Raw genomic sequence first — 17,165 nt, forward strand, 5'->3', positions numbered from 1 at the left:
AGGGACACCTTGTTACAGGTGTCCTCACTGCTGTTTTACATGTCTTTTTATTCTAGCATAAAACTCAGAAGAAGTTAACCTTCTCGTTCGGTATGATTTTGTGTTGTTTCAGATGCTGGAACCCTTGTCTTATTTAGATTTCCTTCCCCATATTTGACATTTTTAACAGCAAAATAAATAAGTAAATGTCCAGCGCCGAGAATACATAATAAAACAGGTAAGCTTTTTTCTGGCGCAAAAAATGATACTGCACATAAGAAGCTTAAAATGGAACATATTCTCCCGCCGTTCAGCCATAGTTCTCGTACAACAATATACTCAACACGCCACTCTCTCGCCTGCTTTGCTCTTCCAATTACATCATATGTCATAGAACCGTATGGAACGAGCAAAATTGGATACGCAATAGCGATACATGCTGCATAAATGAGTAATTTTACATATGTAACATGAAAAACAACCAAAAATACAACGGCATACAAAATAATTCCACCAAGTAAAATCGATTTTTTTCTCCATTCCTTTTTTAGCATACGTGCAACTAAGTAATAACATACAAATGAAACAGCGGAATTGACTAAACTATACTTCCCTAATGCAAATTCACTTCCTGATGCTAAATAGACATATACAGAAATAACAAAAATAAACGTTCCTTCCCTTAATCCTTGAAAGAAATGTGCGCGTGTAATCCTTCCCCAGTTTTTATCAATCTTCCGCTCTTTCAAAACTTGAACAATTTCATAACGCCCTTCGCATTCTCTTTTCGATAAAAAGAAGCTTATAACAACAGCAATCGCAAATAAAGTTAATGAAAGAAAAAAGATGACTGTATAGCCGCTCCACTTTTCCATACGTGAAATTGTATATCCTGCTGTTATTGGTCCAATCATTCCTGCGAAAGATGTTAGAAGACCAAGAAAACCGTTAAAAAAATCACGCGTTTCCGGTTCCGTAATCTCAAACGTCAACAAATTGAATGCAAGCCAATAAAAACCATATCCAATTCCAAGAAGACCACCAAGTAATAAAATGTAATGTGAGGCATGCGTTCCTGCAAGCAAAACAACAATAAAAAAAGTCGCTAATGTTCCAACTCCTACTCGCAGTAAAATAGCACGATCTATCCGCTTTGCCAATTTCCCTGCAAAAAGGAATGTTAATGGCTGCAAAACAACGCTTGCTAAATTATACAAACCAAGGTTCACATAGTTTTGTGTCTGCTTCCATAAATAAATGTTAACAAACGTGTTGGATAAAGATATCGCGAGCGTGTATAATCCCCCCATTACAAGTAACAATATTAAATCACGGTTCACCTCGACATCGCCAATTACATGTTTCCACTTCATATATAACTCTCCTTTACTTCATGTTCTAGTCTTCCAAAGACCGACGCAATTATGTAAAAGAAAGCATACAAAAAAGCTAGGAGAATATTCCCCTAGCTTCTTCAATATCGACTTATATGAAACGGAATACGCGATATTATTTAGCTTCTTGGTAACGTTTTTCAGCTGCGTTCCAGTCTACAACGTTCCAGAATGCACCGATGTAGTCAGGACGACGGTTTTGGTAATGTAAGTAATAAGCATGTTCCCAAACGTCTAAACCAATAACTGGAGTTTTACCTTCTGTTAAAGGAGAATCTTGGTTTGGAGTGCTTGTTACTTCTAGCTCACCATTATTTACTACTAACCAAGCCCAACCAGAACCGAAGCGAGTTGCACCAGCTTTTGCGAATTCTTCTTTGAATGCATCGAAGCTACCGAATTTCGCTTCAATTGCTGCTGCAAGTTCACCTACAGGCTGTCCACCACCGTTTGGAGATAGAATTGTCCAGAAGAAAGTGTGGTTCGCATGTCCGCCACCATTGTTACGTACTGCAGTACGAATTGCTTCTGGTACTTCGTTCAAGTTTGCAACTAATTCTTCAACACTTTTGTCAGCTAGTTCTGCATGACCCTCTAATGCAGCGTTTAAGTTTGTTACGTAAGTATTGTGATGTTTTGTATGATGGATGTTCATTGTTTCTTTATCAAAGTGAGGTTCTAAAGCATCATACGCATAAGGTAAATTTGGTAATTCATGTTTCGCCATTGTTACATTCCTCCCATTTTATGTATTGCCTAAAATCACTTGGCATACAACTTCATTTTACCCTATTTACAATAGGGTGAAAACAAATTAAATCACATTGTCTTGCTATCAATAACGTAGCAAAATTCCCATTTCTTTTCAAACAAAATGCTCATATATTTCGTCAAAAAAGCTTCCTTCTATTAAGGAAGCTTCTTGTCTACATGATAAACATGTGAAATGGATATGGACCCTGTAGGACTCGAACCTACGACCGGACGGTTATGAGCCGTCTGCTCTAACCAGCTGAGCTAAGGGTCCAGAATTATGTATACAGCGGTGGCTAAATTTGAGATTGTACCACCAAATCTCCACTGAACATTCATAAAAGCTAAAAATCGTAAGATATATCGATTAAGAAATGTAAGATAAATTTACCATATAAAAAAGAAAAGTGTCAATTGTATTTTTACCTTTTCGAATCTTAAAGAGCTATCTTACTGCAAGCGAATAATTATATGAATCCATTTTGATTTTTCGACATCCCCCCTGCTACGAGATACAAAAAGTAACCTACACTCGTTTTCTCCCTTCGTACAAGGCAAGAAAAGAATGCGATCACCTCTATGCATAGCCGGATGATTTCTCCCATATAAAGAAAAATTTTATTAGTAGTAATTCCTCTCTATATAGCCAAATTACTGAAGTATTAACCTTATTTCGTGTGATATAGCTTGTGATTCTCCAGATTCGTACGTTACAATGATTTTATGCATCAATCTTTCATACATATAGCAAAGGAAGTGGATACATGTCCATATTTACGCAGCTAGTAAAAAGTTTATATTCGCCAAAAGACATGGCACTTTTTCGTTTTCAAAAAATCGGGAAAACAATTCTGTTTATCATGTTATTATGTTTAATTGCAACGATTCCAAAAACTTTTACATTTGGAAATTTCGTACAAGATGTCGTTTCTACTGTACACCAATCAATTGAAAAGGACCTTCCGGATTTTAAAATTGAAAACGGTGAACTTCATGCCGACATCAAAGAACCCATTATAAAAGAAGATGGGAATTTTGTTTTCGTATTTGACCCTAATGCGACAGATACAAATGCATATGCAAATAAACAAGGTGTATTCGTTTTAAAAGATAAAGTTGTATCTACTAATAACAACCAAACACAAATTCAGTCTTATAGCGATTTCGGTAATGGTACATTTGAGAAAAAAGATATACAGAATATTGTATCAGCCATTGATAATATTTATCCGTTTCTCATGTTCGGCGTTGGAATAGCCATTTACTTGATCCAATTATTTATTTCGTTCCTAGGCACAACAATTTTAGCCTTCATTGGTTCAGCCATGGTTGGTCAACGAAAATTATCTTACAAACAAGTTTGGACATTAACAGCTTACAGCTATACAATCCCGACAATTTTCTTTATGATTATGGATTTACTAAAGGTAAATGTACCATGGTCATTCCTTCTATACACTGCTATCATTTTAATTGTTCTGTACTTAACAATTAAAGAAATACCAAAACCTAAAGAAAAACACGAACTATAAAAAAATGCCATTTTGGCATTTTTTTTTTGGACAAGCATATATTTCCTAACAAAGGAGTGAGGAATATGAAGAGACTTAGCGCACTCTTACTTGTGCTTGTTCTCGGTTACGTGTTTTATTATGATATTAAAATTGGTACTTTACCAATGTTAAGTTCATACAAAAAAACAACAGCTACTCAAACTGTAAAAAAAGAAAACGTAGATACAAAATCCAAAAAAGAAACAAATATACAATATAAAGCAATTGAAGTAAAAACAGGAGATACTGTTTTATCCATTACAGAAGCAATTAACAAGAGAAAGATTCCTTCTATTGAAAATGTAATCGATGATTTTAAACAATTAAATACAAATACATCTTCTACAAAAATTCAAATCGGGAAATCTTACAAATTCCCGTTATATCAGTGAATCATCACTTAATCCTTGTCAATTACATAAAGGCGCTGATACAATAGTAAAAGTGAAACCGAGTATATAGGTTTCTATCGTTCCATATCACATATACTATTTTTGATATGGAAGGAAAAATAAGAAACTTCTTTTATAAGGAGAGCGATCTATTCGTGAATGAAATGACTCATCGTACAAAAACACGTCCTGTTAAAGTCGGTAATTTAACAATTGGCGGTAATAATGAATTAATTATACAAAGTATGACAACAACGAAAACGCATGATGTAGAAGCAACCGTTGCTGAAATCAAACGGTTAGAAGAAGCGGGTTGTCAAATTGTCCGCGTTGCTGTCCCAGACGAACGCGCAGCAAATGCGATTGCTGATATTAAAAAACAAATTAACATCCCACTTGTTGCTGATATTCATTTTGATTATCGTCTTGCTTTAAAAGCAATTGAAGGTGGCATTGATAAGGTACGTATCAATCCAGGAAACATCGGTCGTCGCCATAAAGTAGAAGCTGTTGTAAATGCAGCGAAAGAACGCGGTATTCCAATTCGTATTGGTGTAAATGCTGGCTCATTAGAACGCCACATTTTAGAAAAATATGGCTATCCTACTGCTGATGGTATGGTTGAAAGTGCCTTGCATCACATTAAAATTTTAGAGGACTTAGATTTCCACGATATTATCGTATCGATGAAAGCCTCTGATGTTAACTTAGCTATTGAAGCATACGAAAAAGCAGCTCGTGCTTTTGATTATCCATTACATCTAGGCATTACAGAATCTGGAACACTATTTGCTGGGACAGTAAAAAGCGCCGCTGGTCTGGGTGCGATCTTAAGTAAGGGTATCGGAAATACACTTCGTATTTCATTAAGTGCTGATCCTGTTGAAGAAGTTAAAGTTGCTCGTGAATTGTTAAAATCATTCGGTCTTGCATCGAACGCTGCAACACTTATTTCTTGCCCAACATGCGGTCGCATTGAGATTGACCTTATCAGCATCGCAAATGAAGTAGAAGAATATATCTCTACACTGAAAGTACCGATTAAAGTCGCTGTACTTGGATGCGCAGTAAACGGACCTGGTGAAGCTCGCGAAGCTGATATCGGTATCGCTGGCGCACGTGGAGAAGGTTTATTATTCCGTAAAGGAAAAGTCGTACGTAAAGTACCAGAAGAAACAATGGTAGAAGAACTCAAAAAAGAAATTGATGTAATTGCTGCTGAAATGGCTGCGAATCAAGAAAAAGAAAAACAAGAGCAATAATAAAAAAGGCTGTCTGGATATTACCAGCAGCCTTTTTATTATACCTTAGTAGTGAAACTAAAAATAAAAGCTCGTCAGTTTCAAAACTGACGAGCCTTTATTTTGTACACTTCGGGCAACGACCATATATTTCAAACTTATGCCCCGTTACCTCGTACCCTTTAAAATCTTTATTCATAAAATCCATTGGACAAGAAGTAATTTCTTTTGTCCCACCACAATCCAAACAAATAAAATGATGATGATGTTCCATAATTGAACATGTAAATCGGAAATGTTTCTCCCCATTTAGTTCTGTTTGTTCTAAAACACCAATTTCAGCAAATACTGTTAAATTACGATAGATTGTATCAAAACTTAGTCCTGGATAATCATCCTTCATATGCTCTAAAACGTCCTTTGCGGTTAAATAACGATTATGAGCCGCAAATAACCGCAACATTTCTTCCCTTTTTCCAGTATGTTTATAGCCTTTTTCTTTCATAAGGCGTAAAGCTTCTGTCAGATTCATAACTATCCCTACTTTATGCAGTTTTTTTCTTCTTCCATAAGATTGCACCGATTAAAATAAGAACTGCTAGCATAACAATTGTACCACCTGGAGCTAAATCAAGCTGATAAGAAGTAAACAGTCCACCTATCACAGAAATTTCACCAAATAAAATGGAAAAGAAAATCGCTTGTTTAAATCCTTTTGCGATGCGGATACTTGCGGCAACTGGTAACGTCATTAAAGATGATACAAGAAGAACCCCAACAACTCGCATCGATATCGCTATAACAAGCGCAACTAAAATAATAAAAACAAAGTGGATCCACTTCGCACCAAGCCCTGTTGATACAGCATATTCCTCATCAAATGATAATAAAAATAACTCTTTATATAGTAGAATAATCGTTGCAATAACTACGATTGCTACAATACCAATAAGAATTAAATCTGTGCTTGTTACAGCGCTAACGCTACCAAATAAGTAACTAAATAAATCCGTATTAAATCCATTAGCAAGCGAAATGAAAATAACTCCAATTCCCATCCCAGCTGAAAGAATAATCGGAATCGCTAATTCTTGGTAATGTTTATATACAGTACGTAACTTTTCGATTAATAGCGCTCCACCTATCGAAAAAATCATCCCCATATATAACGGATTTAAAAATCCACCTGTAAAAATGGTTTTTTCAAGCAATAAACTTGCAGCAATTCCCGATAATGTCACATGGCTTAACGCATCTGCAATCAGTGACATACGGCGAATTACAACAAATACACCGATTAATGGGGCAACCAGCCCTATTAAAATACCAGCGTATAAAGAATTACGTAAAAAATCATATTGTAAAAAATCCTGTATCATTATATCCTCCCGTGATGCTCATGATCATGCTCTAAACGATGAACATGATGTCCATATAAAATCGACATTTCTGCATCTTCTAACTCTCGGAATTTCTCAACGTTTCCATGGAAATGTAAATGTTGATTTAAACATGCAACATGCGTCACTTTCTCTGTTACAGCCCCCATATCATGTGTAACGAGTATCAGTGTGATCCCTAGTTTTTTATTTAAATCTTCTAGTATCTCATAAAAACTCTCCACACTCTTTACATCGATACCCACTGTAGGCTCGTCCAAAATCAGTAATTCTGGGTTACTTACAAGCGCACGCGCAATAAATACACGTTGCTGTTGTCCACCGGAAAGCTCTCCGATGTTACGATTTTGAAATTCACGCATCCCTACGTCTGCGATTGCCTTAGCTACTTTCGCTTTATCGTCTTTTGTTAAGAAGCGAAACAATCCTCTTTTAGAAACCAGTCCCATTGAAACAACTTCAAATACAGTCGCTGGAAAACCAGAATTAAAGCTGTTTGCCTTTTGAGATACATAGCCAACCTTGTTCCAATCTTTAAATTTTTTGCTATCAATATCGAATAACCGAACACTTCCCTTTTTCGGTTTCAAAACACCTAATATACATTTTAGCAAGGTCGATTTACCAGATCCATTCGGCCCAACCAAACCTAAAAAAGCTCCCTGCGGAACTTGCAAATTAATATCTTCTAGTACATTTCGCTCTTCATATCGAAATGTCAATCCTTCGATTTCCAATATATTATTCATAGCATCTCACCTATTTTAATTCAGAATGATTCCGATTTATTCCTACTTGAATTATAGTATAGCTTATTATAGTTGTAAACCAATCTGCCCTAAAATAAAGAATATGTTTTAGGGCGACCTTATTATTATAACAAAAAGCAGAGAAAATCTCTCTGCTTTTTAAGACTATTTAAAAACCACAACAAAGATAACTATCACATTTTTTCATATTTCAAAACCGATTAGCTCTCTTTCCTTTTCGTTTTTGAACATCCGCTTTTAATGAATAGCAGATTTAAATTTACCACCATTCGTCTCTTGCGTACTCATAATTGTAATAAAGGCATTTTCATCAATTTCATGAACAATTGATTTTAATTTCGTTACCTCAAGACGTGTAACAACAGCATAAATTACTTCTTTTTCTTTATCCGTATAACCACCCTTAGCAACAAGTTTAGTTGTCCCACGACCAAGGCGGTGTAAAATGGCATTTGATACTTCTTCATACTGATCTGATACAATCAGTACTGCTTTCGTCTCATCCAACCCTTGAATAACCGTATCAATTGTTTTAAATGCAATATAGTATGTCATAACGGAATACATCGCCTGTTCAACACCAAATACAAATGCCGCCCAAGCAAAAACAAATAAATTCACAAACATAACAAATTCACCGACAGAAAACGGTAATTTTTTCGTTAATAAAATCCCCATAATTTCTGTTCCGTCTAATGAGCCACCGTGTCTAATAACAAGCCCTACACCAAGCCCTAAAATAAGCCCTCCAAAAACAGTCGCTAAAATGGGTTCAGTCGTAAATGGTTTAATAGAATGTAATGTTGACTCTATAAAAGCTAAAGCCACAATCGCAAAAGCAGAAGATAACATGAAGGTTTTCCCAATTTGTTTATATCCGGAATACATGAACGGTAAATTGAGGATGACAACTAAAGTAGAGAAACTTAACCACCAAATGTTTGGTGTAAGGTAATCTAGTATGAGGGAAATACCGATAATACCGCCATCAATAATTTTATTCGGTATTAAAAATAATTCAATGGCTACCGCAGCACATGCCGCTCCAAAAACAATCATAACTAAACGATACAATAAATGAATAACACTTTCTTTTCGATGTTGTTTTTTCTCCATACGCCCTCCTTATACATTCTATATGCAGTTTCATTCTTCTATTATAACACACTCCCCTTTTTCTTTTTAAAAAGCAATTAGAGTGTGAATATACACAAGCATCCTACACATATATTTCGGTATAAGAACCACTGAAGGAGGACGACATCATGAACCTTATCAAGCACATTGTAAACAAAAAATTAAATCACATGACCACAAAAGAATTATTAAAATATAGTACAGAATATGGAGTTTCCATTACAACTGAACAAGCTGAACAAATTGTCCCTTTAATAAAAGGAAAAAACATCAATATTTATGATACGGGAGAAAGACTAGAACTTTTGAAAAAGATTGCTAAAGTAACTTCTCCATCTACTGCTCAACAAATCAATACGTTATTCCAGAAACTATTAAAATAAGGAGGGAAAATTCCCCTCCTTACTGTTCTTTAACCTTCTCTAGAAGATTTTCATCAAATGAACCATTCTTTAACATTTCAATCTCAAACTTATATGGTGGTTTTTTATCTTTCTTATCTTCACCTACATACGGCGTTTCAAGAATTTTCGGTACATGCTTTAGTTGCGGGTGGTGCACAATGTAGTGCAACGCTTTATATCCAATATGACCGAAACCAATGTTTTCATGACGGTCTTTTCCAGCTCCGCGTACATTTTTACTATCGTTAATATGCAACACTTGCAAGCGGTCAATTCCAACAATCTTATCAAATTCATTTAGTACGCCGTCAAAATCGTTAACAATGTCATAACCTGCATCATGTGTATGACATGTATCGAAGCATACAGATAGTTTTTCGTTATATTTAACGCCTTCGATAATTTTTGCAATTTCTTCAAAACTACGCCCACATTCTGTACCTTTCCCAGCCATTGTTTCTAATGCAATATTCACTGTTTGTTCTGGTGTTAACACTTCATTCAACCCTTTAATAATCTGAGCAATACCAGCATCAGCACCCGCACCAACATGAGCTCCCGGATGAAGTACAATTTGTTTCGCTACCCCTAGCGCTTCCGTTCTTTCAATTTCCAAACGAAGGAAATCCACACCTAATTGGAATGTTTCAGGTTTTATCGTATTACCGACATTAATAATATAAGGTGCATGGACAATAATTTCTTCGATGCCACTCAGTTCCATATGTCTTCGTCCTGCTTCTATATTCAAATCTTCAATTGGTTTTCTTCTTGTATTTTGCGGTGCACCGGTATAAATCATAAACGTTGTCGCACCGTATGAAACAGCCTCTTCACTTGCTGCTAATAACATTTTCTTACCACTCATAGAAACATGAGATCCAATCTTTAACATCTAATCACCTCTTCAATATACAATAGCTATAATAATAGCATAATTTGTAGAAATATGTAGTGAATTGTTTGCTAGCACAAGAAACCAATATAAAATAAACTTTCCTAGATCACTTCTACTACGAGCGAATAGCAATAAAAAAAGATAAGGGATCCTTATCTTTTTTTATTGCTATATTTTTTCTTCACTTTTTCACGTTCAGTGGCAAGCTTTTTCTTATATCCCGGCTTAACCTTTTTCGGTTTTTTAACAACTTTAGTCGCCATAATATCTAATTCATTATTCGGCTTTTTGCGACTTTGACGACGACGGCGATCGCCTAAGTCCACCCATTCATCTCCACGTAAATCTACATGGTTAAATGTGATATTCCGTTGTTTCTCTAAGCTATCTAATGCTTCTTCATTTGCTGGGTCATAAATCGTCACTGCAATACCTGAATAGCCTGCACGAGCTGTTCTTCCAACGCGGTGAACGAAGAAATCTAAATCAGAAGGAAGTTCGTAGTTAATTACATGACTGATTCCCTCGATATCAATACCACGTGCTGCTAAATCCGTCGCAACAATATATTGGAATTCTAAATCACGAATTTGTTTCATCATTTTTTTACGATCACGCGGAGATAAATCACCATGAATACGTCCAACTTTTAATCCACGCTCCGTTAATCCATTCGCAACTTCTTCTGCCATCTTTTTCGTATTTGTAAAGACAATTGCTAAATACGGCTTAAATTGAAGTAACATTTTGTTCACTAATTCAATCTTATTACGATGTCTAGAAGGAACTAAATAATGCTCAATATTTCCCGCCGCAACTTGTTTCGGATTAATATGAATGTGCTCTGGATTCTCCATGTATTTTTTCATAAACGGTTTTAATTTTTGAGGAATCGTTGCAGAAAAAACGAGCATTTGCAAGTTTTTAGGCATACGTGCTGCAATTTTATCAACATCTTGAATGAATCCCATATCAAGCATCAAATCTGCCTCATCGACAATGATAGTAGAAGCCGTGTGCACAAATAGTGCTTGTTCTTCTACTAAATCTTTAATACGCCCTGGTGTTCCAACAACAACATGAGGTTGCTTCTTAAGCTTTTCAATGGATCGTTGTTTGTCTGTTCCACCAATTAAACAACGCGCTGTAATCATTTGACCTTCTGCACAAAACTTTGTTAACTTTACAATCTCTTGATAAATTTGTTGTGCTAATTCACGAGTAGGCGCTGTAATAACTAATTGTACCTCTTCTCGTTTTGCATCAATTCTGTTTAAAGTTGGAAGTAAGTATGCGTGTGTTTTTCCAGAACCCGTTTGAGACTGTCCAATTACACTCACACCTTTTTTCACAACAGGAAAAATTTTCTTTTGAATTTCTGTCGGCTCCGAAAAGCGTAGTTCACGAACTGCATCTATTAAAAATGGTTGAAAATTATATTGTGTAAATGTTTGTAGTGTCATAAGTTACACCTTCTTTCTAAAATTTCTACTGCGCGCACAAATCAGTCAAGTCTACATTATATCGAAATCTAATAGTAAAATCCATCTTTAGTTTAGGTTTTTACTTCAAAAACTAACCTTCTTTCTTTTCATTGCATATTGTATGTGTATATACCTAACTAAAGAAAGGAGGATTTCTCTTATGTATCCGAAACCCCCTATGGGGCAAATGTATGCAGGACAACAGCAACCATACAGCCCATATCCCATACCTAATTTACCGCCTATGATGCAAAAAAAGAAAGGATTTCTCGCTAGACTATTCAAAAAACACGATCCAACTCAGCCTTTTATGCAAATGGCTCCCCCCTATCGACAAATGGAAGGGCAACCGATGATGCATCAACATCAGCAACCCTATATGCAGCAACCTCAACAAATGATGCCGCCTCAAATGAACGATCCGAATGAAATGCGCGGCTCAGCACCGGTAGCACCTAGCGGCGGTATAGGTAGCTTTTTTTCCAATTTAATCTCCAATCCTACAGGCATGTTAAATAATATTGAAAAGGTTGCTCAAGTCGCTCAATCTGTTGGACCTGTCGTGCAACAATACGGTCCCATTGTCCGCAGTATACCGAGCATCGTAAAAATTCTCACTTCTGGAAAAGGTACTGCTGAAGAATCGGCGGAAGAAGTGGAAGTAATCGCTACACCTCCACCACCTTCACAAGGGAAAAAAAAGAAGAGAATAGTTTTGGAGCCAGTTATTGAAAAAGAGCCCATGAAAGAGAATATCCCGCGTACGGCACCAAAACCCAAACTATATGTCTAACAATCCTTTGTTTTCTGTCCGCTCCTCCTTTATAATGGAAAAGACTATGTACAAAAAAGGATCTCTTGTTTAGAAGGAGAGGATTACTCACATGAAGATTGTAAAAATTTCCCCTCGTGGTTATTGCTACGGTGTTGTTGATGCAATGGTCATTGCACGCAATGCCGCACTAGATAAAACATTACCGAGACCAATTTATATTTTAGGTATGATTGTTCACAACAAGCATGTAACGGATGCTTTCGAAGAAGATGGCATTATTACATTAGATGGTCCAAGTCGATTGGAGATTTTAGACAAAATCGATTCTGGTACTGTTATTTTCACAGCGCATGGTGTTTCTCCAGAAGTTAAACAACGTGCAAAAGAAAAAGGATTAACGACAATCGATGCAACATGTCCAGATGTTACGAAAACACATGACCTCATTGAAGCAAAAAAAGCGGAAGGATACCATGTGATTTACATTGGCAAAAAAGGACATCCAGAACCAGAAGGCGCGGTTGGTATCGCACCTGATATCGTTCATCTTATTGAAAAAGCAGCGGATTTAGAGACACTGGAAATCCCAACAGAGAAAATTTTAGTTACAAATCAAACAACAATGAGCCAATGGGACGTTCAGCACCTTATGGAGGACATTCAGAAAAAATTCCCAACAGCTGAATTTCACAAAGAAATTTGCTTAGCAACACAAGTACGTCAAGAAGCTGTTGCTAAGCAAGCTGATGTTGCTGATTTAACGATTGTTGTTGGTGATCCAAAAAGCAACAACTCAAACCGTTTAGCTCAAGTATCCGAGGAAATTGCCGGTACAAGGGCATACCGCGTTGCAGACGTAAGCGAAATTCAATTAGAGTGGCTGCAAGGTATTGAAAACGTCGCTATTACCGCAGGTGCATCTACACCAACGCCAATTACAAAAGAAGTAATCGCCTTTTTAGAACAGTACGATCCGATGAACCCAGCAACTTGGGAACGCAAACGGAATGTACCGCTTCAAAAAATCTTGCCGCGTGTAAAAGCAAAAAAACAATAAAAAAAATCCGTTGCTAATGGGCTAGCAACGGATTTTTTTATTTTACTTATACAAAAGTAAACGGATCTGTATGTAACTGAGAAGCATGAATTTGCACAGCAAATTTTTTCTCATCTACCTTTTGTTGTAATTGTTTTTGTACACCTTGTTTCATCACTTTTTCCACATTATGTCCTGGGTCAACAATATTTAATCCAAGCATCATCGCATCGTGTGCAACATGATAATACATATCGCCTGTCACATACACATCTGCTCCTTTATATTTTGCTTGCGTAATATATTTATTCCCATCACCGCCAAGCACTGCTACTTTCCGTACTTTATCGTCTAATTTCCCAACAACTCGCGCTCCGTTTACATCTAATGCCGATTTCACATGTTCAGCAAACTTCCCTAATGTCATTTCTTCTTGCAAGTATCCAATCTTTCCAAGCCCCAATGTCTCCCCCTTATTATCAAGCGGGTATACATCGTAGGCAACTTCTTCATATGGATGTGTTGTTAACATTGCTTTTACTACTTTTCGCTCCAGTGAAGCTGGAATAATTGTTTCGATCCTTATCTCTTCCACACGCTCTAACTGTCCAGTTTCGCCTATATAAGGATTTGTTCCGTCCTGAGGTATAAATGTACCTATTCCTTCGCTATTAAACGTACAGTGGCTATAGTTACCGATATATCCAGCTCCAGCATTTCCGAGAGCTTTGCGAACATCTTCAGCATGTGTTACAGGCACAAACACAACAATTTTTTTCATTTCTTCCGAGTATGTCGGAACAAGTACTTCTGTATTTTGCAAGCCTAGTGCATCTGCAAGTAAATCATTCACCCCACCTTTTGCGACATCGACATTTGTATGCGCCGCATAAACAGCGATATCATTTTTGATGCAAGTTTCAATAATCCGCCCATACGCCTTATCTGTATGGATTGCTTTTAATGGATTAAAAATAAGCGGGTGATGAGCAATAATTACATTTGCTCCTATTTGAATCGCTTCTTCTACAACCGCTTCTGTAACATCCAGTGCAATCAATACATGCCCGACCTGCTTATTTAACGCCCCAATTTGTAAGCCTATCTTGTCACCTTCCATTGCTAGATGTTTTGGATACATGCTTTCAAATAAAGAAATCACTTCATGACCATTTGGAATTTTACTCATGATAAAACCTCCTCTATCATTTTCATTTTCTCGACTACTTCAATCCGTTTCGCTTTTGTATCTTCCGATTCTGTCGCACGTTCCAGCTGCTTCAAGATATTTTGAAAGTTTTTTAGTTCATTTTCCCATTTTTCTACAAACGCATCACTTTTTTCCTTCATCAAAAATGGTCCGATAAATAGCTCAGCTTGTTTGTCTTCATGATAAGGAGTGAGTGGATCACCTTTTTCTCCCACTAAAATCTCATAAATCTTTCCATCTTCTTTTATAATTTTCTCATGGATAAGCTCCCAGCCATTTTCAATAAACCATTCACGAATATGATGCGCTGCAATATTAGGTTGTAAAATCAAGCGAGTTACACCACTTAGCTTCTCTTTTCCACTCTCTAAAATATCACGAATTAACGCTCCACCCATGCCAGCAATTGTAATAACATCGACTTCTCCTGGTGTAATAACAGCTAGACCATTCCCTTTACGAACATCTACTTTTTCTTGCAAGCCGCTCTCAGCTACCGTAGCTTGCGCAGAACGGAACGGTCCATCTACCACTTCTCCTGCTACTGCCTTTGTAGCAATATTATTTATAATTGTATAGCACGGTAAATACGCATGATCAGAACCAATATCCGCAACTGTAGATCCTACTGGAATCTCCCGTACTACTTCTTCTAATCTTTTGGAAAGCTTCACTTCATTCATTTATTTCCATTACTCCTTCTCTTGTCAGTCTGTCTCCATGATAATGAATTTACAGTAGTTGTTGCAAGTAAAGAAATAAAACAATTCCTTTATCTAATCGTATTCTAGAAAGAAAAGACAAGAAAAACAAGCCTTTTGCTATAAGCAAAAGACTTGTTTTTTAAACTTTATTTTTTCTTCGCTAACCAGTCTGCTACTTTAGAAGCTTGATCTGCCGGAATTAAATTCGGTGGCATGTTTCCTTTTCCTTTTGAAATCACTTCTTTAATTTCATCTTTAGAGAGTTTTCCGCCAATTTTTTGTAAATTCGGCCCCACAGCACCTTGCAACTGATCACCATGACAACTCGTACAATTTTGCTTCACAATGTCCTCTGGTTTTGATGCCGCTTGTGTAGTTTTCCCTCCATTTTTTTTCGCTTCAGCTAGTTCTTTTGATTTATACAATCCCTCAAACGAAAATACAAACATAATAACAATTCCTAGTACAGCAATGAGTGCAAACGGAATCAACGGATTACGTTTCATATTTCTTCTCCCCCCTCTATGCCCCCTAATAATTAGATGATTCAGTTATTTCCATTGTACTTGAAAACGCTCTATCAGAAAAGACAAAACTATCAGTTGTTACAAATATTCCATAAATTCAGTTTATTTACTTTCTTCCTTTTATCACATATTATTTTGATAAATATCAACGCTTTTCATCATATTTTTTGTTTTTCTACATATATTTTTGTATAGAATAAACGAAATTAATCGAAAAATCGAAAAATGAGCATTTGCAAATCAAAAGACAATTCTGTAAAATAAATTACAAGAATTGTAATCGTTACTGATAACTAAATTTTAACAAAAATTAACAAAATAAAAAAGTTTACTTCACAAATGTGAAGTAAACTTAGAAAGAACCCTATTCTAAGAAATCTTTTAGACGTTTGCTACGGCTTGGATGTCTTAATTTACGAAGCGCTTTTGCTTCAATTTGACGAATACGCTCTCTCGTTACGCCGAATACTTTTCCAACTTCTTCAAGCGTACGAGTTCGTCCATCATCTAAACCGAAACGAAGACGTAGAACATTTTCTTCACGATCTGTTAATGTATCTAACACATCTTCTAATTGTTCTTTTAGCAGTTCATACGCTGCATGATCTGCAGGTGATGTTGCTTCTTGGTCTTCAATGAAGTCACCTAAATGGGAGTCATCCTCTTCACCAATTGGTGTTTCAAGAGAAACCGGCTCCTGTGCAATCTTTAAAATTTCGCGTACTTTTTCTGGAGCAAGATCCATTTCTTCACCAATTTCTTCTGGAGATGGTTCACGTCCTAAATCTTGTAACAATTGACGCTGTACACGGATTAATTTATTAATTGTTTCAACCATATGAACTGGAATACGAATTGTTCTCGCTTGGTCTGCAATGGCACGTGTAATCGCTTGGCGAATCCACCAAGTTGCATACGTACTAAATTTAAATCCTTTACGATAATCGAACTTTTCAACCGCTTTAATTAGACCCATATTCCCTTCTTGAATTAAGTCTAAGAAAAGCATACCTCGGCCAACATATCGCTTTGCAATACTTACTACCAGACGTAAATTCGCTTCCGCAAGACGGCGCTTCGCTTCTTCATCGCCTTCTTCAATACGCGTTGCAAGTCGAATTTCTTCTTCAGCAGATAGTAAGTCAACGCGGCCGATTTCTTTTAAATACATGCGAACAGGGTCATTGATTTTCACACCAGGTGGTACGCTTAAATCATTTAAGTCAAATTCTTCTTCTGTCTTTGAGATTTGATGAGTATTAGGACCTTCATCGTTGTCGTTGTCACCAACTAGGTCAATCCCTTGTTCACCTAGATATTCATAATATTCATCCATTTGATCGGATTCAATTTCAAATCCACTCATGCGTTCTGCAATCTCTTCATATGTAAGAACGCCACGTTTTTTTCCGAGCTCAGTGAGTTGTTCTTTCACTTGCTCAAGGGTCATTTCAGTTTCAATTTGTTTAGAACGAGCTGGTTTGTCAGCCATCTGTTCCCCTCCTTAC

The 17,165-nt window shown here is 36.5% G+C and carries 18 protein-coding genes and 1 tRNA gene; 6 read left to right on the plus strand and 13 right to left on the minus strand.

The window, feature by feature from the left end:
• Positions 1 to 74: 74 nt before the first annotated feature.
• From BLV40_RS03785 to BLV40_RS03795, 3 genes are all read right to left on the minus strand, one after another.
• Entirely contained in the window at positions 75 to 1,352 is a 1,278-nt protein-coding gene (locus BLV40_RS03785) for an MFS transporter (RefSeq protein WP_026589916.1), read from the minus strand.
• 136 nt (positions 1,353 to 1,488) lie between these two features.
• Complete coding sequence (gene sodA, locus BLV40_RS03790; RefSeq protein WP_026589915.1) at positions 1,489 to 2,100, minus strand: superoxide dismutase [Mn]; 612 nt, start codon at positions 2,098 to 2,100, stop codon at positions 1,489 to 1,491.
• Positions 2,101 to 2,326: 226 nt separating this feature from the next.
• Positions 2,327 to 2,400, minus strand: a tRNA-Ile gene (locus BLV40_RS03795).
• A 490-nt stretch (positions 2,401 to 2,890) separates the two neighbouring features.
• Here BLV40_RS03795 and BLV40_RS03800 point away from each other — a divergent pair.
• From BLV40_RS03800 to ispG, 3 genes are all read left to right on the plus strand, one after another.
• Positions 2,891 to 3,658: a DUF1189 domain-containing protein gene (locus BLV40_RS03800; RefSeq protein WP_026589914.1), complete on the plus strand. Its 768-nt coding sequence runs from the start codon at positions 2,891 to 2,893 to the stop codon at positions 3,656 to 3,658.
• A 65-nt stretch (positions 3,659 to 3,723) separates the two neighbouring features.
• On the plus strand, positions 3,724 to 4,071 hold the full coding sequence (locus tag BLV40_RS03805) for a hypothetical protein (RefSeq protein WP_090687509.1): 348 nt from the start codon (positions 3,724 to 3,726) through the stop codon (positions 4,069 to 4,071).
• Positions 4,072 to 4,235: 164 nt separating this feature from the next.
• Complete coding sequence (gene ispG, locus BLV40_RS03810; protein ID WP_161785268.1) at positions 4,236 to 5,333, plus strand: flavodoxin-dependent (E)-4-hydroxy-3-methylbut-2-enyl-diphosphate synthase; 1,098 nt, start codon at positions 4,236 to 4,238, stop codon at positions 5,331 to 5,333.
• Between the two features lie 97 nt (positions 5,334 to 5,430).
• Here ispG and BLV40_RS03815 read toward each other — a convergent pair whose 3' ends face one another.
• The 4 genes from BLV40_RS03815 to BLV40_RS03830 all read right to left on the minus strand — a co-directional run bounded on the left by BLV40_RS03815 (position 5,431) and on the right by BLV40_RS03830 (position 8,598).
• A complete protein-coding gene (locus tag BLV40_RS03815; protein WP_026589911.1) occupies positions 5,431 to 5,844 on the minus strand; it encodes a Fur family transcriptional regulator in 414 nt (137 codons plus the stop codon).
• A gap of 13 nt (positions 5,845 to 5,857) precedes the next feature.
• The gene (locus BLV40_RS03820) at positions 5,858 to 6,691 is read right to left on the minus strand and encodes a metal ABC transporter permease (RefSeq protein ID WP_026589910.1); all 834 of its coding nucleotides are present in this window, start codon (positions 6,689 to 6,691) and stop codon (positions 5,858 to 5,860) included.
• Complete coding sequence (locus BLV40_RS03825; RefSeq protein WP_090687512.1) at positions 6,691 to 7,461, minus strand: metal ABC transporter ATP-binding protein; 771 nt, start codon at positions 7,459 to 7,461, stop codon at positions 6,691 to 6,693. The genes BLV40_RS03820 and BLV40_RS03825 overlap by 1 nt, the downstream gene beginning before the upstream one ends.
• 258 nt (positions 7,462 to 7,719) lie before the next feature.
• On the minus strand, positions 7,720 to 8,598 hold the full coding sequence (locus BLV40_RS03830; protein WP_026589908.1) for a YitT family protein: 879 nt from the start codon (positions 8,596 to 8,598) through the stop codon (positions 7,720 to 7,722).
• Positions 8,599 to 8,747: 149 nt separating this feature from the next.
• Here BLV40_RS03830 and BLV40_RS03835 point away from each other — a divergent pair, with 149 nt between their 5' ends.
• Entirely contained in the window at positions 8,748 to 9,002 is a 255-nt protein-coding gene (locus tag BLV40_RS03835; RefSeq protein WP_026589907.1) for a DUF2624 domain-containing protein, read from the plus strand.
• Positions 9,003 to 9,021: 19 nt separating this feature from the next.
• On the opposite strand, the gene BLV40_RS03840 is transcribed toward BLV40_RS03835, so the two are convergent.
• Both BLV40_RS03840 and BLV40_RS03845 read right to left on the minus strand, forming a co-directional pair.
• Positions 9,022 to 9,918: a deoxyribonuclease IV gene (locus BLV40_RS03840; protein WP_026589906.1), complete on the minus strand. Its 897-nt coding sequence runs from the start codon at positions 9,916 to 9,918 to the stop codon at positions 9,022 to 9,024.
• A gap of 155 nt (positions 9,919 to 10,073) precedes the next feature.
• Entirely contained in the window at positions 10,074 to 11,384 is a 1,311-nt protein-coding gene (locus tag BLV40_RS03845; protein ID WP_026589905.1) for a DEAD/DEAH box helicase, read from the minus strand.
• A 181-nt stretch (positions 11,385 to 11,565) separates the two neighbouring features.
• Between BLV40_RS03845 and vrrA the strand changes: the two genes are divergently transcribed.
• Together vrrA and BLV40_RS03855 are read left to right on the plus strand one after the other, a co-directional pair.
• Entirely contained in the window at positions 11,566 to 12,198 is a 633-nt protein-coding gene (gene vrrA, locus BLV40_RS03850) for a VrrA/YqfQ family protein (RefSeq protein WP_026589904.1), read from the plus strand.
• Positions 12,199 to 12,289: 91 nt separating this feature from the next.
• Positions 12,290 to 13,237: a 4-hydroxy-3-methylbut-2-enyl diphosphate reductase gene (locus BLV40_RS03855; RefSeq protein ID WP_026589903.1), complete on the plus strand. Its 948-nt coding sequence runs from the start codon at positions 12,290 to 12,292 to the stop codon at positions 13,235 to 13,237.
• Between the two features lie 46 nt (positions 13,238 to 13,283).
• On the opposite strand, the gene BLV40_RS03860 is transcribed toward BLV40_RS03855, so the two are convergent.
• The 4 genes from BLV40_RS03860 to rpoD all read right to left on the minus strand — a co-directional run bounded on the left by BLV40_RS03860 (position 13,284) and on the right by rpoD (position 17,149).
• Positions 13,284 to 14,405 (minus strand): Nif3-like dinuclear metal center hexameric protein, encoded by a 1,122-nt coding sequence (locus BLV40_RS03860; protein WP_090687514.1) that lies wholly within the window; start codon positions 14,403 to 14,405, stop codon positions 13,284 to 13,286.
• Positions 14,402 to 15,109, minus strand: a complete 708-nt coding sequence (locus BLV40_RS03865; protein WP_090687516.1) for a tRNA (adenine(22)-N(1))-methyltransferase — start codon at positions 15,107 to 15,109, stop codon at positions 14,402 to 14,404. The genes BLV40_RS03860 and BLV40_RS03865 overlap by 4 nt, the downstream gene beginning before the upstream one ends.
• A gap of 167 nt (positions 15,110 to 15,276) precedes the next feature.
• Complete coding sequence (gene cccA / locus BLV40_RS03870) at positions 15,277 to 15,636, minus strand: cytochrome c550 (RefSeq protein ID WP_026589900.1); 360 nt, start codon at positions 15,634 to 15,636, stop codon at positions 15,277 to 15,279.
• 385 nt (positions 15,637 to 16,021) lie between these two features.
• Entirely contained in the window at positions 16,022 to 17,149 is a 1,128-nt protein-coding gene (gene rpoD, locus BLV40_RS03875; RefSeq protein ID WP_026589899.1) for an RNA polymerase sigma factor RpoD, read from the minus strand.
• Positions 17,150 to 17,165: the final 16 nt, after the last annotated feature.

The organism is Bacillus sp. 166amftsu (genome assembly GCF_900107445.1).
In the GTDB taxonomy this organism is placed as follows: Bacteria; Bacillota; Bacilli; order Bacillales; family Bacillaceae_G; genus Bacillus_A; species Bacillus_A arachidis.

What these genes read in the sequence shown, in the direction of transcription:
- BLV40_RS03785 (WP_026589916.1), bottom strand. Translation starts at nt 1,352, where the DNA reads ATGAAGTGGAAACATGTAATTGGCGATGTCGAGGTGAACCGTGATTTA.
- sodA (WP_026589915.1), bottom strand. Translation starts at nt 2,100, where the DNA reads ATGGCGAAACATGAATTACCAAATTTACCTTATGCGTATGATGCTTTA.
- BLV40_RS03800 (WP_026589914.1), top strand. Translation starts at nt 2,891, where the DNA reads ATGTCCATATTTACGCAGCTAGTAAAAAGTTTATATTCGCCAAAAGAC.
- BLV40_RS03805 (WP_090687509.1), top strand. Translation starts at nt 3,724, where the DNA reads ATGAAGAGACTTAGCGCACTCTTACTTGTGCTTGTTCTCGGTTACGTG.
- ispG (WP_161785268.1), top strand. Translation starts at nt 4,236, where the DNA reads ATGACTCATCGTACAAAAACACGTCCTGTTAAAGTCGGTAATTTAACA.
- BLV40_RS03815 (WP_026589911.1), bottom strand. Translation starts at nt 5,844, where the DNA reads ATGAATCTGACAGAAGCTTTACGCCTTATGAAAGAAAAAGGCTATAAA.
- BLV40_RS03820 (WP_026589910.1), bottom strand. Translation starts at nt 6,691, where the DNA reads ATGATACAGGATTTTTTACAATATGATTTTTTACGTAATTCTTTATAC.
- BLV40_RS03825 (WP_090687512.1), bottom strand. Translation starts at nt 7,461, where the DNA reads ATGAATAATATATTGGAAATCGAAGGATTGACATTTCGATATGAAGAG.
- BLV40_RS03830 (WP_026589908.1), bottom strand. Translation starts at nt 8,598, where the DNA reads ATGGAGAAAAAACAACATCGAAAAGAAAGTGTTATTCATTTATTGTAT.
- BLV40_RS03835 (WP_026589907.1), top strand. Translation starts at nt 8,748, where the DNA reads ATGAACCTTATCAAGCACATTGTAAACAAAAAATTAAATCACATGACC.
- BLV40_RS03840 (WP_026589906.1), bottom strand. Translation starts at nt 9,918, where the DNA reads ATGTTAAAGATTGGATCTCATGTTTCTATGAGTGGTAAGAAAATGTTA.
- BLV40_RS03845 (WP_026589905.1), bottom strand. Translation starts at nt 11,384, where the DNA reads ATGACACTACAAACATTTACACAATATAATTTTCAACCATTTTTAATA.
- vrrA (WP_026589904.1), top strand. Translation starts at nt 11,566, where the DNA reads ATGTATCCGAAACCCCCTATGGGGCAAATGTATGCAGGACAACAGCAA.
- BLV40_RS03855 (WP_026589903.1), top strand. Translation starts at nt 12,290, where the DNA reads ATGAAGATTGTAAAAATTTCCCCTCGTGGTTATTGCTACGGTGTTGTT.
- BLV40_RS03860 (WP_090687514.1), bottom strand. Translation starts at nt 14,405, where the DNA reads ATGAGTAAAATTCCAAATGGTCATGAAGTGATTTCTTTATTTGAAAGC.
- BLV40_RS03865 (WP_090687516.1), bottom strand. Translation starts at nt 15,109, where the DNA reads ATGAATGAAGTGAAGCTTTCCAAAAGATTAGAAGAAGTAGTACGGGAG.
- cccA (WP_026589900.1), bottom strand. Translation starts at nt 15,636, where the DNA reads ATGAAACGTAATCCGTTGATTCCGTTTGCACTCATTGCTGTACTAGGA.
- rpoD (WP_026589899.1), bottom strand. Translation starts at nt 17,149, where the DNA reads ATGGCTGACAAACCAGCTCGTTCTAAACAAATTGAAACTGAAATGACC.